Here is a 14,793-nt window from a genome sequence, read left to right as displayed (position 1 = left end):
GAGGGTATTCCGTTCGCGACGGCCGTTGCAGGCAGGATACCTGCCGGAACCGACGGCCGGTGTCCTCGGCAATCGCGCCGATGAGTCGCCCTGTCTTCAGGACGTGCGCCGCAGCGCCGAGTACCCGGCGCAGCGTCGCGCGGCGGATGCCGGCTACGGCAACGAGGAGGCCGCGGCGCTGGTCAAGGTGCTGCGCACGCCGCGGCCGGTCCTGCAAGGCCACGCGGCCGCGGCCTGAGCGGCGGATCGCTCAGGTCGGCGCATCCGGCATGCCGCGCCGGACGCGCTCGGCGCGGCGATAGGCGGCCGGCGTCGTGCCGAAGCGGCGCTGAAACAGCTCGCCGAAATGCGACGGGGTGGAGAAGCCCAGGCTCTCGGCGATCGCGGCGATGCTGCGGTCGCTGTCGCGCAGGCGCTGGCTCGCCAGGTGCAGGCGGTGGGTGCGGACGTATTCGCTCCAGGCCAGACCCACCTGTCGCTTGAAGCGGCGGCTGAAGTAGGCCGGCGAGAGCGCGCACAGCGCCGCCGCCTGTTCGGCCGAGGGCGCGTGGGCGGGATCGCGGCGCAGGCATTCGATCGCCGGGCGCAGACGTTCGAGGTCGTCGGCGTCGGCCGGCAGCGTCTCGCCTGCGACCGCGGGTGCGCGCACCGCGGCGTGCAGCAGCAGTTCCAGCAGCGGCTGGGCGAGCGGGTCGTCGCTGCCGAGTCCGCCCAGCCATTCGGCGAGCATGGTCACGCGCCGGCGCTGCGCGGCGTCGGGCAGTGCGCAGAACGCATGCGCCAGTCGTTCGAGTCCGGGCGCATGCGCCAGGGTTTCGCCGGCGATGGCGTCGATCTGCACCAGCAGCCAGTCGCGCGGGCCGGGGGCGAGGGCGAAATCGTGCTGGCGCATCGACGGCACGAAGGCGATGCAGCCGGGCGTCAGCGCATGGCGCCGTCCTTCGGCGGTGAAGGTGCCGGAGACGGTGCCGAACAGCACCAGCTCGTGCACGTCGTGGAAATGCGGGAACGGTGCGCTGGCGGCAGCTTCGCCACCCTGGACCACGCGCTCGACGCGGATCCGCGCGCCGGGGCGTAGTTCCACCGGTTCGCAGATCGGGCGCTCGAGGTACGGCACGGCCATCGTGCGAAGAATAGCGCCCGGCGCGGCGGCACCGCGGCCGGGCGCCGCCGGCAGACGCGGATCAGCCCTGGCTGAACTGCACGTCACCGGTATGGCTGACCATCCACTGCACGCCGAAGCGGTCGACGCAGATGCCGAACTTCTCGGCCCATTCGACCTTCTGCAGCGGCATCTCGACGCGGCCGCCGGCCGACAGCCCGTCGAACACGCGATCGGCCTCCTCGCCGCTGTCCGCTTCCACGGCGACATAGGTATTGGTGCCGATCTTGAAGTCCCCGGGTCGGGTCACGTCGGAGGCCATCAGCAGGCTGTCGCCCAGGGGCAGGGCGATGTGGGCGATGCGGTCGAGCATGTCGCCGGACAGGCCCATCGACTCGCCGCCGAACTCGCGAAAGCACATCGACATGGCGAACTCGCCGCCGAACACCGAACGGTAGTGGTCGAAGGCTTCCCTGGCGTTGCCGTCGAAGTTGAGGTAGGGATTGGCGGTCTTCATGCGGGTGTACTCCTGTGGATGGGTAGCTGGACCTGTGGGGTCCTCTTCTGCGATGAACCGGATGCGGCTGGATCGACAGGTTCTTCCCTGCGAAACATTCCCGACGTGGATGGATGCGGCGGATGGATTCGGGTCCGGCGAGTCGATCACGAGGCGTTTTAGCTCCCTCTCCCCCGCTCGCGGGGGAGAGGGCTGGGGTGAGGGGGGCGAGCCGAAGTCGACGACCTCTCTGCCAGGTGATGCGGACAAGGCCGGCGGAGCTGCACTCGAATCGTTTCTTGTGCCTGGAAGCCGGCCGGCTCCGGATTGCCCCCTCACCCCAACCCTCTCCCCCGCAAGCGGGGGAGAGGGAGCTCGAATCGCGGGTGCGAATCAGCCAGCTGGGGAGGGGGTTCGAATTGCGAGTGTGAACCCAACCAGCGGGGGAGGAGGTCGAATGGCGGGTGCGGACCCGCCAACTGGGTAAGGAATTTGAATTGCGGGTGCGAATCGACCGGTGGTGGAGGAAACTCGAGTTACAGGTGCGAACCAACCGAAGGTGCTGTACGGCTATGGAGTGCCGAGCACGCGCACCGCCATCGGCGCCAGGGTGAGCGCCGCCGGGTCGACCGCGCCGCCGTCGATCAGGTCGGTCCATCGGCCGCCGACGATCGTCGGCTCCAGCACCGGTCGCGCCTCGGCATCGCCCAGGTTGACCAGCAGCAGGCTGCGCGCGTCGCCGGATTCGCGCAGCACGCAGAGGACCTCGGAGGCGTCGCCGCATGGCAGGCGCTGGTCGCCGGCGCGCAGTTCCGGCCGCGCCTGCCGCAGCGCCAGCAACGTGCGGTACCAGGCGAGCAGCGAGTCCGCATTGCCTTGCTGTTCCTCCACCGAGACGCCGTCGTGCGCGCGGTTGGCGGGATGCGTCCACCAGGGCTTGTCGCCGCGATACCAGATTGCCGCGCCCGGTGCGTCGAGTTCCGCCGACCAGCGCATCGCCTCGCGCAGCGGGATGTGGTTGGAGTCGGACATGCCGTCTTCGCGGGTGGTGCCGCGCATGCCCAGCTCCTGGCCGTAGTAGAGCAGCGGCTCGCCGCGCAGCAGCAGCGACAGCGCGGCGGCGGCGCGCGCGCGTGCCGGATCGCCGTCGATCAGCGACATGAAGCGGTCGGTGTCATGGTTCTCAAGGAACACGATCTGGCCCTTGCCGGCCGGGGTGATCGCCTCGGTCTCGCGCACGGCCTGCACGATCTGGTCCTTGTCGAGCTCGATGAGCGCACCGCGCAGCGGGAAGGCGAACACCAGGTCGGCATCGCCGCGGACCAGCCAGTCCTCGCCGAAGCCCCAGTCGGCCTGCTCGGCGAGGATGCGGAAATCCGGGCGTCGCTCCCGCAGTGCGTCGAACACCGGCCGCCAGAAATCGGCGAACAGGTTCGTCGCCACGCCCTTGTGGTCGAGGTCGTCCATCATGTGGTCGATACGATAGCCGTCGACGCCGTCGCGGCCGCTGCCGTCGCCGTGCGGGTCGGCCCAGAACAGCAGCACGCGGGTGAAGTAGTCGCGCACCCGCGGATTGTTCAGGTCGATCATGGCGATGCCGATCTGGCGACCGTCGTAATGCGGCCAGGTGGCGCGGTCGAGGAAGGGCTCGACCTCGGTGCGCGCCGCGTCGCGCCACAGCAGGAAGTCGGCGAACGGCGCGCCGGGCAGGCCCTGCGAACGCGTCCACCACGGGTGGCCCGCGCCGACGTACTGGATCTCCTGGTCCAGGTACACCTTCAGCCCGCGCGCGCGTGCGCCGCGGACGAAGGTGAAGTAGTCCGCCATCGTGCCGTAGGCGGGCTCGATGGTCTCGAAGTCGGTGGGAAAGTAGTTGTGGTAGAAGGGCGAGGGCTGCAATGGCGTGAGCAGGATCGAGGTGATCCCGAGCCCGGCGATGTAGTCGAGCTTCTCCGTCAAGCCGCGCAGGTCGCCGACGTGGTCGCCGTCGGAATCGCGGAAGCTGCGGAAGAAGACGTGGTAGAAGACCTCCTCGCCGGCCCGCGCGCGCGCCGGCAGCGGCGTGTCTGCCGACGCGGTCGCCGAGGCGCCCGCCGCCGGTGCCGCGGGCGGGGCGCAGGCCAGGACCGCCAGTGCGGCCATCGCCGCCAGTGTCTTCGCGATGTTCATGCCTTGCCCTCCTCGTGATGGATGATGTCGCCGCGCAGCACCGCGCCGAAGAAGCGCAGCGTGTCCGCGAGCGCGGTCGACCAGTAGTTCCAGTCGTGGCCGCCGTCGCGCTCGGCGTAACGGTGCGCGATGCCCGCCGCCAGCAGCGCGTCGTGCAGCGCGCGGTTGGCGGCGAGGAACGGATCGTCGCGCCCGCAGTCGAAGCGCAGCGGTGGCAGTGGCCCCGGCGCACCGGTGAGCGCGGCCAGTACGCTGGTGTCGGCCGGTGCCGGGCTCCAGCCGTCGCGACGTTCCTCGATCAGCGCATCGAGCTGCGCAGCCTCGGTGACCGCCGAGTGCGCGGCCGCGGCGGCGAAGCGATGCGGGTGCTTGCCGGCCAGCCGCAGTGCGCCGAAACCGCCCATGCTCAACCCGGCGATCAGCAGCGGCGAGCGTGCGGTGCACCCGGACACCGCGTCGATCGCGAGCGCCGGCACTTCGTCCAGGATCCAGCGCTCGAAGTCCTGTCCGGCATGCGCCACATAGCCGGAACCGTCGCCCCACAGGCCGTCGGACGGCATCAGCAGCGCCACCGGCGGCAGCGCGGCCTCGGCGACCAACTGCGTCGCGGTGACGTGCGCCGCGCCCTGCAGCGCCCACGACCAGTGCGAGCCGTAGACGCCGTGCAGCAACAGCACGATCGGCAGGTCGGCGATGTCACGGGTGCCCGGCAGGGTGAAGAGGGTGACGTCGGCACGCTGCGCGAGCGCCCGGCTCTTGACGGTCAGGAACTCGAGCCCGTGCTTCGGGATCGCCGGATCCGAGCGCTTGAGGGTGCGGAACGGGGCGCGGTCGATGCTCATGCGATCCGCAACACGCCCTTGGCGCTGCGCCCCTCCAGCATGTCGGCGAAGGCGCGGCCCAGGTCGTCGAGCGGATAGCGATGGCTGACGAGCGAGGCGAGCTGGAGTTTGCCCTGCGCGATCCAGTCGAACAGGCGCGGGAAGTCGCGCCCGGGCACGCAGTCGCCGTACAGCGGCGTCAGGTAGCGCTTGTTCCAGAAGAAGCGCGGCAGCTCGACGCTGCCGGTGCCGTGCGCGCCGCTGACCTGCAGCGCGTTGCCGCCGTTGCGTGCCAGCTGCAGCGGCAGGAAGGCCAGCGCCGGCACGCCGGTGGCCTCGAATGCATGGTCGACGCCGCGGCCGCCGGTCAGCGCGTGCACGCGCGCGACCAGTGCGTCCGCATCGTCGTTAACCGCCGACAGCAGGTGGGTGGCGCCGAGCTCGCGGGCGCGTTCGAGCCGGGCCGGTACGCGGTCGACGGCGACGATGACGGCGGCGCCGGCGATCCTCGCGCCCTGGATCACGTTGAGCCCGACGCCGCCGCAGCCCAGCACCGCCACCGACTCGCCCGGCGCGACCGCGGCCACGTTCAGCGCCGAACCCACGCCGGTCATCACCGCGCAGCCGAGGATGCAGGCGGGGTCGGGCAACAGGCCGTCCGGCAGCGGTGTCACCGCTTCCGCGCGCACCAGGGCGTGGCGCGCGAAGGTGCCGAGATGGAACGACCGCTCGATCGGGCGCCCGTGCAGGCGGGTGCCGCCGGGGTGCGCGCGACTGGTGCCGAGGGTGGGAATGTCGAGTTCGTGCGTGCGCTCGCACAGCGCCTGCGCGCCGCGCCCGCACTGGAAGCAGGCGCCGCAGGGGATCGCCCAGTTCAGCAGCACCGGCTGCCCGGGCGCCAGCCCGCGCACGCCGGCGCCGATCGATTCCACATGGCCGGCGCCCTCGTGGCCCATCACCAGCGGGCCCGGCCAGCGCAGCGACGCGTGGTCGGTATGGCATACGCCCGCCGCCGCCATCGTCACCCGCACCTCGCCCGGGCCCGGCGGGTCGACCTCCACCGTTTCGATCGCGAACCCGCCGCGGCCGTCGGCGACCGCCGCCGGACCGCTGAGCACGCCGCCGGTCATGCGGCGCGTTCGAACAGCACCGGATTCTTCGGCGTGTCGATCACCGCGCCGACCTCCGCTCCAGGACACCATTGCTCCCAGTCGGACTGCTGCATGTGGTTCTCCGGCGCCTTGAGGCGCATGTCGCGATCCATGTAGATCACGGTCATCACCGAGCGCGGCCGCGTCGAGCGGTTGGGGCCGGCGCGGTGAAAGGTCCAACCGAGGTGGAAGCTCACCTCGCCCAGGTCGAACGGCGCGTCGATCACCGGGAAGCCGTGCCCCTCCATCGCGGCGGTGATGGCGCGCTCGCTCTCGTCGGAGATGCCGAGGTCGCGGCCGAACTCGACGTGCTGGCTGCCGGCGAAGAACGCCAGCGGCCCCATGTCTTGCGGGACCGCCTGCAGCGGTACCCAGGCGGTGACGGTGCGGTCGCTGTCGACCGGCCAGTAGTACTGGTCGGCATGCGCGGGGGTGATGCCGCCGCCCGGTTCCTTGTACAGCGACTGGTCGTGGTACAGGCGCACGCCGTCGACCTGCAGCAGCGCCGCGGCGATGCCGGCCAGGCGCCTGCCGAACACGAACTCGCGCGCCGCGCCGCCCTGCTCCCAGAGGTTCATCACCTGCAGAAAGGCGCGATCGTAGGTGTTGCGCTCGGTCAGCGGCTTGGTCTGGGTGTTGAGGGCGATGGTCAGCCGCGTGATTTCCGCGCCGTAGCGGCGCAGCGTCTCGGCGTCGAAGACCTGCTTGAGCTTGATGAAGCCGTCGCGGCGGAATTGCGCCACCTGCGCGTCGGTCAGCGGGTAGGGCGTGTCCAGGTCGATCGGCATGGCCGGCATCTCCGTTCTCTGTCGCGCCCGCTGGCCGTGCCGTCACGGCGCGCGCGCGATCTCGTCTGGATGCCAGCGTAGTGCCGGGCGGCGGCCGCGACATCCGCGCCGGCTGTCGAGCTTCGGAGGGAAACTGTCGGATTCGTGACCTGCCGGCCTCGCGTCCCTCGCATCGAAGCTCCTGTAGGAGGGGCTTCAGCCCCGACCGCGAGAGGCGAGCAAGGCGCGAACAGGACTCCCCGCACACACCTTCCCGGCCGCCACCCGCGCTGCTGGTGGCCTTGCCGCGATCTTCGACAGGTCGGGCTGAAGCCCCTCCTACAGGGATCGGCTGCGGGGGGCGATCCGGCCTAGCGTTCGCCGGTCCAGCCCACCAGTTCCGCACGGCTCAGCCTGCCGTCGCCATCGACGTCGACGCCGCGGAACTCGCCGGCGAGGGTGGGATGCGCGGCCGCCTCGTTGCGGTCGATGAAGCCGTCGCCGTCGGTGTCGAGCGCCTCGAAACTGATGCGGTAGCGGTCGGGCAGCGCGGTATCGGGTTCGAACGAACGCACGATCACCTGCTGGCGGCCGGGCAGTTCAAAGGTGGCGATGCCGGTCTGCCGGGCGCGGTCGCGCGTGACGGCGGTCGTCTCGGGCGGTTCGGGCAGGGGCGCGGTCTGCACCTGCGCGACGGCGCTGGCGGTTGCCAGGGACAGGGCGAGTGCGGTGGCGGCGATGGCTGTGGTGTGCATGGCACGACGGTAGCGCGGAGGCGGTCTTTCGCCAAGCCAGGATGGTCGTGGTGTTCCGTCGATTCGCGGCGTGCGTGTTCTGCCAGGGCCGGTGCCCACATTGTCGGAGCGGTCGGCGCGCGCGTTCGCGGGTGTTTCATCCGCGCCGGGTTGCGACTTCCCTGTGGCGGCATGCCGCCACCAGGAAGTCGCGACTGCGACAGAAGGCGGCCGGTGGCGCATGCGCCATGCGCCACCGGCATCGCGCCCTGCGTCAGTAGCGCGCCTGCAGGGTGACGTTGGAGAACGCGGTCTCGCCGACCAGCCGGATGTACCAGGTGCCGGCGGCGGGGTTGCCGATGCGCACGGTCTCGTTGTTGCCGGGGCGGGTGGAGCGGCCATCGGCTTCGTCGTCGGTCGGCGGCTGGCCGTGCCGGACCAGCAGGCTGACATTGCCGCGGCCGCCGTAGCTGAGCACGTGCAGTGCGGCGGTGCCCGCCGGAACCTCGATCGCATACAGCAGCCCTTCGCCTTCGGTGCCCTCCAGGCCCGGCACCGGGATGCGGTTCTCGATCGGGGTGGCGTCCTCACCGTCGCCGGGGGCGAATAGGTGCACGCCGCTGCTGCCGCCGAGCGCGGCCAGGCGGCCGTCGTCCAGCGCGGCCAGCCGCGCCACGCTCTGGTGGCCGAGCGCCGTGAGTTGGGTGCGTACCGGTGCGGTGGGGTCGGAGACGTCGAGCTCGTGCAGGCCGGCATTGTTGCCGAACCAGGCGCGGTCGTGGCGCTGGGCGACGCGCGTGTACGACTCCTCGTCGCCGGCGTCGTAGCGCCCGATCACCGCCGGCGCCTGCGGCTCGGCGATGTCGATCACCTGCACGCCGCCGCGGCAGGCGAGATAGAGCAGCGAGACCTCGCTGTCGATGGCCAGGTCGAACGCGGATCCGCAGCCGTCGTCGAGGTGGCCGACCTGCACCGGGCTGGCGGGGTCGTCAAGGCTGTAGATGCGCAGGCCGCCGTTCTCGGTGCCCGGCTGGCTGCCCTCGGCGAGGTAGGCGTGCTGCCCGTCGACGCGAAGCGCGTACGGCTGCGACGCCAGCGCGCCCTGCCACACCAGCGACGGCGCGGTGGGATCGGACACGTCGACCACGCCGAACACGCCGCCGTTGGTCCACTTCGCCACGTAGGCGTGGTCGCCGGCCACGTCGAGCACGGAGGCGAACGGGAACTCGATACGCCCGAGCTCGGTGGGGGCGGCCGGGTCGGAGAGGTCGACGCCGATCAAGCCGAAGCCCCAGGCGGCGAGCCAGGCGGTGTCGCCCGACATCGCCATCTGCTCGAAGCTGCGCGACGCCAGGTGTTCGGGCAGGCCGGCCTCGAAGCGCGCGGTCGGTGCCAGGGTCTGCGCATCGTTGATGGTCAGGCCGTAGTTCGCCTGCAACAGCACGATGTCGCCGCCGTGGTCGGCGACGTCGACCGCGGCGACGCCTCCCGGCAGCCAGCCGGTGGCGATGTTGGCGGGCGCGGCCGGGGCGCTGACGTCGAGCGCGTGCACCAGGTCGGTATCGGTCGGCAGCAGCAGCGGGCCGCCCTCGATCGCCAGCGAACGGCGGCCGCCGAGGGCGAAGAGATCGAGGTGCCCGGCGGCTTCGGGCGCATCGACGTCGGCGATGTTCCAGACGTCCAGGCCCTCGCCCCAGCCGAAGGTGTAGACGTACTCGCCCACGCGCGCGCCAGTGATGGCCGGCGGGATGTCGAGCGCGCCGCGTGGATTCATCAGCGTCGGTTCGCTGAGATCGAACACCGTCAGCCGGTTGCCGACGCCGATCGCACGTTCGGGCTCGGCGATCAGACTGAAGCTGTCGAGTCCGTCCACGCCATGGCCGGCGACCTGGAACGGCGCGTTCGGCACGCTGACGTCGTACAGGTCGAGAACGGTGCCGCCGAGCCAGTTGCGGCCGGTGGCGTGGATCATGTCGCCGTGGGCGACGATCCGGGTGTACTGCGTGGGCACGGTGGCGATGTCGGTGGGCGAGAACGCGGGACGCGCCGGGTCGGCAAGATCGGACACGAACACGCCGTGGTTGTTGTCGAACAGGTACAGCTGGTCGTTGGCGACCGTCAGGCCGAGGAGGAACTTGTTGTCGAGGTCGACGTAGTCCTCGCTGTTGTCCACCCGTTGCGGGCGGGCGGGATCGGCCAATGACCAGGTGGTCACGCCGCTGCTGCCGTCATAGCCGCGCCAGCTGGCATAGAGATGATCGCCGTGGCGGGCGAGGCCGTTGATCGCCCCGCCTGCGGGTTCGGAGGTCGCCACGCGGACGGGCGCGGCCGGATCGCTATAGTCCCAGGTGGCGATGGTGCGGCCGGTCGGGAAATGGACCAGGTGGCCAGCGGCGACCGGGTCGGTCTGTATGGCACCTCCGCGCAGCAGCGTCAGCTCCAGTGGCGGCTCGGCGGCGGCGGCATGGGGAGCGGCGGCAAGGCAGGCACAGAGCAGGGCGATGGATAACGGCTTGGGTGTCATCGGCGGTTCCTTCTGGAGCGGGGTTTCCGGGCCGACGCGGGGGAGTTAGCGACCGGAAAGGGCGGCCTGCGCGCATGGGGCCGCCTGGAGAGGGGGCGACCGCAGGCGCACGGGCCGGCTGACCGAACCTGGACTGTTCTGCCGCAGGGTGTCATTCCATTCGCTTGACGATCGCTTGACGGACGCGTGACAGCGCGTACTGGCGCGCCCGTGCGACCGGACGGCCGCGACTATCGGGCAGGGAAAACGCGACCGAGATCACATCGCGGATTCGCGGATGGAGATGCGGACATGGCCGTAAGCGCGCGCGTCGATCGCCTCCACTTGCGGAGCAATGGCCGGAGGGAGGCGAGCGCAGCCGCAACGGACGAATCCCGCGCGCGTCCAGGATCGGTCACTTCTGAAGGCACGAGGTCAGGCCGGCGAATGCTGGTGGAAGGCGAGCTTCCACCCCTCCGGCCGGCGGACATAGCCCGAACCGATGAGCGCGGCATAGGGCACGCCGTCTCCACGCGTCACGTCGGCGCGGTAGCTGATCATGCAGACGTCGTCGCCGAGCTGAACGTGATGTCGGTGGCTGATCTTCAGGTCGCGCCACCGGTTCGGCGTCGCCGCGGTGTCGGCGACTTGGTCTCTGGAATGGACGCCATGCATTTCGCCCGCCTGGGGAAATGCCAGCAGGCACCGGTCGTCGAGATACTGCAGGAAGTGTTCCTTGCCGGACAGCCAGAAGCCCTCCTCGATCCGAAACAGCTCGTCCTGTATCGACATGCTGTGCTCCTCCTCGGCCGTGCCGCCCGTTGGGACCGGGCCGACGCTAGCGCAGCTCACGTGAAAGGAGGTTCATTGGAATCGGTACGTCGGCGCCGCCGGCCCCGAACCCGACCCCGTTGATTCGGGAAAGGGTCGGATCCGTCGGCTTGCGGCCAGCACCGGTCGTCCGCTCGTGGCGGCGGCCAATCGGCATGCCGGCCTTCAGTCCGCCATGCCGCTGTGGCGCAGCAGCGCGTCGATCGCCGGCTCGCGGCCGCGGAACGCCTTGAAGTTCTCCAGTGCCGGGCGGCTGCCGCCGCGGGCGAGGATCTCGTCGCGGAATCGCGCGCCGGTGGCCGCCAACTGGTCCGGCGCCTCCTCGAACGCGGCATAGGCATCGGCGCTCAGCACCTCGGCCCATTTGTAGCTGTAGTAGCCGGCGGCGTAGCCACCGGCGAAGATGTGCGCGAACTGATGCGGGAAGCGATGCCACGCCGGCGGCCGGTTCACCGCCACCTCGTCGCGCACGCGTTCGAGCAGCGCCATCACCTCGTCGCGCGCCGGATCGAAGCGGCTGTGCAGTTCCATGTCGAACAGCGCGAACTCCAGCTGACGCACGGTCTGCATGCCGCTCTGGAAGTGCCTGGCCGCCAGCATCCTGTCGAACAGGTCGCGCGGCAGCGGCGTGCCGGTCTCGACGTGCGCGGTCATCGCCTGCACGCGCGCCCATTCCCAGCAGAAGTTCTCCATGAACTGGCTCGGCAGCTCCACCGCGTCCCATTCGACGCCGTTGATGCCGGCGACCGACAGCTCACCGACCTCGGTCAGCAGCTGGTGCAGGCCGTGGCCCATCTCGTGGAACAGCGTGGTGACCTCGTCATGGTGGAGCGTGGCAGGCGATCCGCCGGCGCCCTTGCCGAAGTTGCACACCAGGTACACCACCGGCGTCTGCGCGCCGTCGCCCGTGCCGGGGCGCTCGCGGCGGTTGCGGCAGTCGTCCATCCAGGCGCCGCCGCGCTTGCCCTCGCGCGCGTACAGGTCGAGGTAGAATTGGCCGACCAGGCGGCCGTCGACGTCGGTCAGGCGGTAGAAGCGCACGTCCTCGTGCCATACCGGCGCCTGGTCCCGGGTCACGGTGACGCCGTACAGCGCGCCGATCACGTCGAACAGGCCCGCCAGTACTTTCGGCTCGGAGAAGTATTGCTTCACCTCCTGCCCGGAATAGCGGTAGCGCGCCTGCTTGAGCTTCTCGCTGACGTAGCCCAGGTCCCACGGCTGCAGCGTATCGAGGCCGAGTTCGTCGCGGGCGAAGGCCTCGAGTTCGGCACGGTCGCGCTGTGCGAACGGCTTCGCGCGCGCCGCCAGGTCGCGCAGGAACGCCAGCACCTCTTCCGGCGTCCGCGCCATCTTGGTCGCCAGTGAGACCTCGGCGTAGCTGGACATGCCCAGCAGCTCCGCCAGTTCGGCGCGCAGCGCGAGGATGCGGTCGATCAGTGCGGTGTTGTCGAGCTCCGCCGGCCCGCTGTCCGATGCGCGCACGCCATAGGCGCGGTACAGCTGCTCGCGCAGTGCGCGGTTGTCGGCATAGGACTGCACCGGCAGGTAGCAGGGCATCTGCAGCGTCAACTTCCAGCCGGCGCGGCCGTCCTGTTCCGCGGCGGCGCGGCATGCCTGGATCACGTCGTCGGGCAGGCCCGCCAGTTCCGAGGCATCCTCGACGTACAGCGCGAACGCGTCGGTGGCGTCGAGCACATTCTCGGAGAACTTCGCCGCCAGCGCCGCCAGGTCCTCCCGGACCTGCGAGAAGCGGGCCTTCCTGTCATCGGACAGTTCGGCGCCGCCGAGGCGGAAATCGCGCAGCGCGTGTTCGACCGTCTTCCGGCACGCGGCGTCGAAGCCGCCGAACTCCGGCGATTGCGCCAGCGTGCGGTACTGGTCGAACAACGCCAGGTTCTGGCCGAGCGCGCTGTAAAAGCGGGTGACGCGCGGCAGATTGGCGTTGTAGGCCTCGCGCAACGGCTTGGCGTGCAGGACCGCCTGCAGGTGTTGCACCTGGCCCCAGGCGCGGGCGAGCCGCTCGGTGGCGTCCTCCAGCGGCACGATGAAGCGGTCCCAGGTCACCGGCGCAACGGTTTCCGCGGCCTTCACCGCCGCCTCCGCTTCTGCCAGCAGCGCGTCCATCGCCGGCGTGACGTGTTCGGGGCGGATGGCGTGGAAGCGCGGCGTGCCGGAGAAGTCGAGCAGCGGGTTGGTCATGGAGGGGCCGTAGTCGTTGTGGGGAGCGGGAATTCTAGACGGCCCGAGCCGAGCGCACTTCGCCGCGGATCAGCGCGGATGAACGCGGACAGGCATCAAGCCGCATCGAGGTTCTTCGCTCTTGATGCCTTATCCGTGTCGATCCTGTCGGCCGGATGCGGTCCACGGCGTATCACGACGCGATCGCGCGCGGGCGTCAACTGCGTGGATCGGCCGTGCCGGGGTCGAGGTCGGATGCGTTGACGTCCTCCGCGCCCGGCGAGCTGGTCTCGGCAGCATCGGCGGTCGGTGCGGCGAAGCGCCGCGGGCGGCCGTCGCCGTCGTCGAGCTCGGCGCGCAGCCGCGGCAGCGATTCGGGATGGTGCTCGGCCAGGAATGCGATCATCCGCTCGCGCGCCGCGCAGCGCAGGTCGAACAGCTCGCCGGAATTGCGCGCGCTCACCAGCAGCCGCACCTGCATCGTGGTCTGGTCGGTCTCGGTGACCTGGACCACGCACACGCGTCCGTCCCAGCGCGAGTCGTCCTCGCAGATGCGCTGCAGCTCCGCGCGCATCGCGTCCAGCGGCGTGCGGTAGTCGAGCCACAGGAACGCCGTGCCCAGCAGCTGCGAAGTGGTGCGGGTCCAGTTCTGGAACGGGTTTTCGATGAACCAGGTCAGCGGCACCACCAGCCGGCGCTCGTCCCACACGCGCACCACCACGTAGGCGCTGGTGATCTGCTCGATGCGGCCCCATTCGCCGTCCTCGATCACCACGTCGTCGAGCCGGATCGGCTGGGTCAGCGCGATCTGCAGGCCTGCGATGAGATTGCCGAACACCGGCCGCGCGGCGATGCCGGCGACCAGGCCGATGATGCCGGCCGAGGCCAGCAGGGTGGCGCCGATCTGGCGGATCGCCGGGAAGGTCATCAGCGCCAGCGCGATCCCGACCAGGATGATCGCGCCCTGGATCACGCGGCTGATCACTGCGGTCTGCGTCTGCACCCGACGCGCGGCCAGGTTGTCTTCGATATCGACCGGATGCTCGCGCAGGATGCGACGCTCGATCGCGCCCACCGCACGTACCGCCAGCCAGGTCAAGCACAGCAGGCCGCCGACGCCGAGCCAGTGCTGGATGCGCGAGCTCCAGGCCTCGGGCAGCGGCGTGGCGGTCACGGCGATGCTGAGGAACAGCAACGGCAGCGCGACCGCCGCCGGCACTGCGATCACCTGGGCGACGCGTGCGCGCAGATGGGTGGCGGCATGCACGCGGGCGCGCCGCGCCAGCGCCAACAGCGCGCGCCGCACCAGCAGGCCCAGCAGCAGTGCGATCAGCAGCGGCCAGGCGACCGCGCCCAGCAGCGGCCAGTCGGGCGTCGTCATCGGCGCTCCGGTGGCGGCGAAAACCGCCATCCTGCGCTGCGATGCGTCAATGCCGCGTCGATCCCGGCCTGCATTCCCGCCCATGCATCGGTACCGGCGCCTGAACACTCTGCAACCCACGCAGACGGATTCACCCCGAATTCGCGGTGCGCGGCCAAGACTGCCGCCATTCGCCGCAGCAGGAGTCATGCCATGCAAGTGCCCGCCCACCGTTATGCCGCGCCGCTCGCATTGGCGCTGGCGCTCGCCGCCACCGCCGCGACCGCGCAGGACGCGATGACCGAGGCGCAGGTGCGCGCCACGCTCGAGGCGCAGGGATATACCAACGTGAACGACATCGAGTTCGACGACGGCATGTGGGAGGCCGACGCGCGCAGCGCCGACGGCAACCGCGTCGACCTGCGCCTGGATCCGGAGACCGGCGAGGTCTATCCGGAAGACCAGGTCTCCAACCTCACCGAGGCCGACGTGAAGGCGCAACTCGCCGTCGCCGGCTATACCAACGTGCACGATGTCGATTTCGATGACGGCGTCTGGAAGGCAGAAGCCGACGACAGCACCGGCCGCGAGGTCGAGGTGCGCATCGATCCGCGTAGCGGGGAAGTGATCGGCAAGAGAGAGGACTGACGCCGCACGCGCGTTCCGCGCGCGATCCGATTG

Annotated in this window: 13 protein-coding genes; 2 read left to right on the top strand and 11 right to left on the bottom strand. The window is 70.5% G+C overall.

The window, feature by feature from the left end; translation table 11 throughout:
- The first annotated feature begins 25 nt into the window (after window positions 1-25).
- Window positions 26-238 carry a hypothetical protein gene (locus FXO19_RS07105; RefSeq protein WP_149194373.1) on the top strand — a complete coding sequence of 71 codons (213 nt, stop codon included), beginning with the start codon at window positions 26-28 and terminating at the stop codon, window positions 236-238.
- 12 nt (window positions 239-250) lie between these two features.
- Here FXO19_RS07105 and FXO19_RS07100 read toward each other — a convergent pair whose 3' ends face one another.
- The 11 genes from FXO19_RS07100 to FXO19_RS07050 all read right to left on the bottom strand — a co-directional run bounded on the left by FXO19_RS07100 (window position 251) and on the right by FXO19_RS07050 (window position 14,133).
- Window positions 251-1,123 carry a helix-turn-helix transcriptional regulator gene (locus tag FXO19_RS07100; RefSeq protein ID WP_149194372.1) on the bottom strand — a complete coding sequence of 291 codons (873 nt, stop codon included), beginning with the start codon at window positions 1,121-1,123 and terminating at the stop codon, window positions 251-253.
- A 61-nt stretch (window positions 1,124-1,184) separates the two neighbouring features.
- Entirely contained in the window at window positions 1,185-1,619 is a 435-nt protein-coding gene (locus FXO19_RS07095; protein WP_149194371.1) for a VOC family protein, read from the bottom strand.
- Window positions 1,620-2,168: 549 nt separating this feature from the next.
- Window positions 2,169-3,767, bottom strand: a complete 1,599-nt coding sequence (locus FXO19_RS07090; RefSeq protein WP_149194370.1) for an alpha-amylase family glycosyl hydrolase — start codon at window positions 3,765-3,767, stop codon at window positions 2,169-2,171.
- Window positions 3,764-4,609: an alpha/beta hydrolase gene (locus FXO19_RS07085; RefSeq protein ID WP_149194369.1), complete on the bottom strand. Its 846-nt coding sequence runs from the start codon at window positions 4,607-4,609 to the stop codon at window positions 3,764-3,766. The genes FXO19_RS07090 and FXO19_RS07085 overlap by 4 nt, the downstream gene beginning before the upstream one ends.
- Window positions 4,606-5,718: a zinc-binding dehydrogenase gene (locus tag FXO19_RS07080; RefSeq protein ID WP_149194368.1), complete on the bottom strand. Its 1,113-nt coding sequence runs from the start codon at window positions 5,716-5,718 to the stop codon at window positions 4,606-4,608. The genes FXO19_RS07085 and FXO19_RS07080 overlap by 4 nt, the downstream gene beginning before the upstream one ends.
- A complete protein-coding gene (locus tag FXO19_RS07075) occupies window positions 5,715-6,527 on the bottom strand; it encodes a phytanoyl-CoA dioxygenase family protein (RefSeq protein ID WP_149194367.1) in 813 nt (270 codons plus the stop codon). Before FXO19_RS07075 ends, FXO19_RS07080 begins: the two co-directional genes overlap by 4 nt.
- A gap of 350 nt (window positions 6,528-6,877) precedes the next feature.
- A complete protein-coding gene (locus FXO19_RS07070; RefSeq protein WP_149194366.1) occupies window positions 6,878-7,261 on the bottom strand; it encodes an EF-hand domain-containing protein in 384 nt (127 codons plus the stop codon).
- A gap of 253 nt (window positions 7,262-7,514) precedes the next feature.
- Entirely contained in the window at window positions 7,515-9,764 is a 2,250-nt protein-coding gene (locus tag FXO19_RS07065; protein WP_149194365.1) for a pre-peptidase C-terminal domain-containing protein, read from the bottom strand.
- A 414-nt stretch (window positions 9,765-10,178) separates the two neighbouring features.
- Window positions 10,179-10,535, bottom strand: coding sequence for a hypothetical protein (locus FXO19_RS07060; RefSeq protein ID WP_149194364.1), 357 nt, complete (start codon window positions 10,533-10,535; stop codon window positions 10,179-10,181).
- A 204-nt stretch (window positions 10,536-10,739) separates the two neighbouring features.
- Window positions 10,740-12,773 (bottom strand): M3 family metallopeptidase, encoded by a 2,034-nt coding sequence (locus tag FXO19_RS07055; protein ID WP_149194363.1) that lies wholly within the window; start codon window positions 12,771-12,773, stop codon window positions 10,740-10,742.
- Window positions 12,774-12,969: 196 nt separating this feature from the next.
- A complete protein-coding gene (locus FXO19_RS07050; RefSeq protein WP_149194362.1) occupies window positions 12,970-14,133 on the bottom strand; it encodes a mechanosensitive ion channel family protein in 1,164 nt (387 codons plus the stop codon).
- A gap of 192 nt (window positions 14,134-14,325) precedes the next feature.
- Between FXO19_RS07050 and FXO19_RS07045 the strand changes: the two genes are divergently transcribed.
- Window positions 14,326-14,760: a PepSY domain-containing protein gene (locus FXO19_RS07045; RefSeq protein ID WP_149194361.1), complete on the top strand. Its 435-nt coding sequence runs from the start codon at window positions 14,326-14,328 to the stop codon at window positions 14,758-14,760.
- Window positions 14,761-14,793 lie beyond the last annotated feature (33 nt).

This window comes from Luteimonas suaedae, assembly GCF_008312895.1.
GTDB lineage: Bacteria > Pseudomonadota > Gammaproteobacteria > Xanthomonadales > Xanthomonadaceae > Luteimonas > Luteimonas suaedae.
The sequence above is the reverse complement of the archived record's forward strand: the minus strand, read 5'-3'. Positions and strand labels throughout refer to the sequence as shown.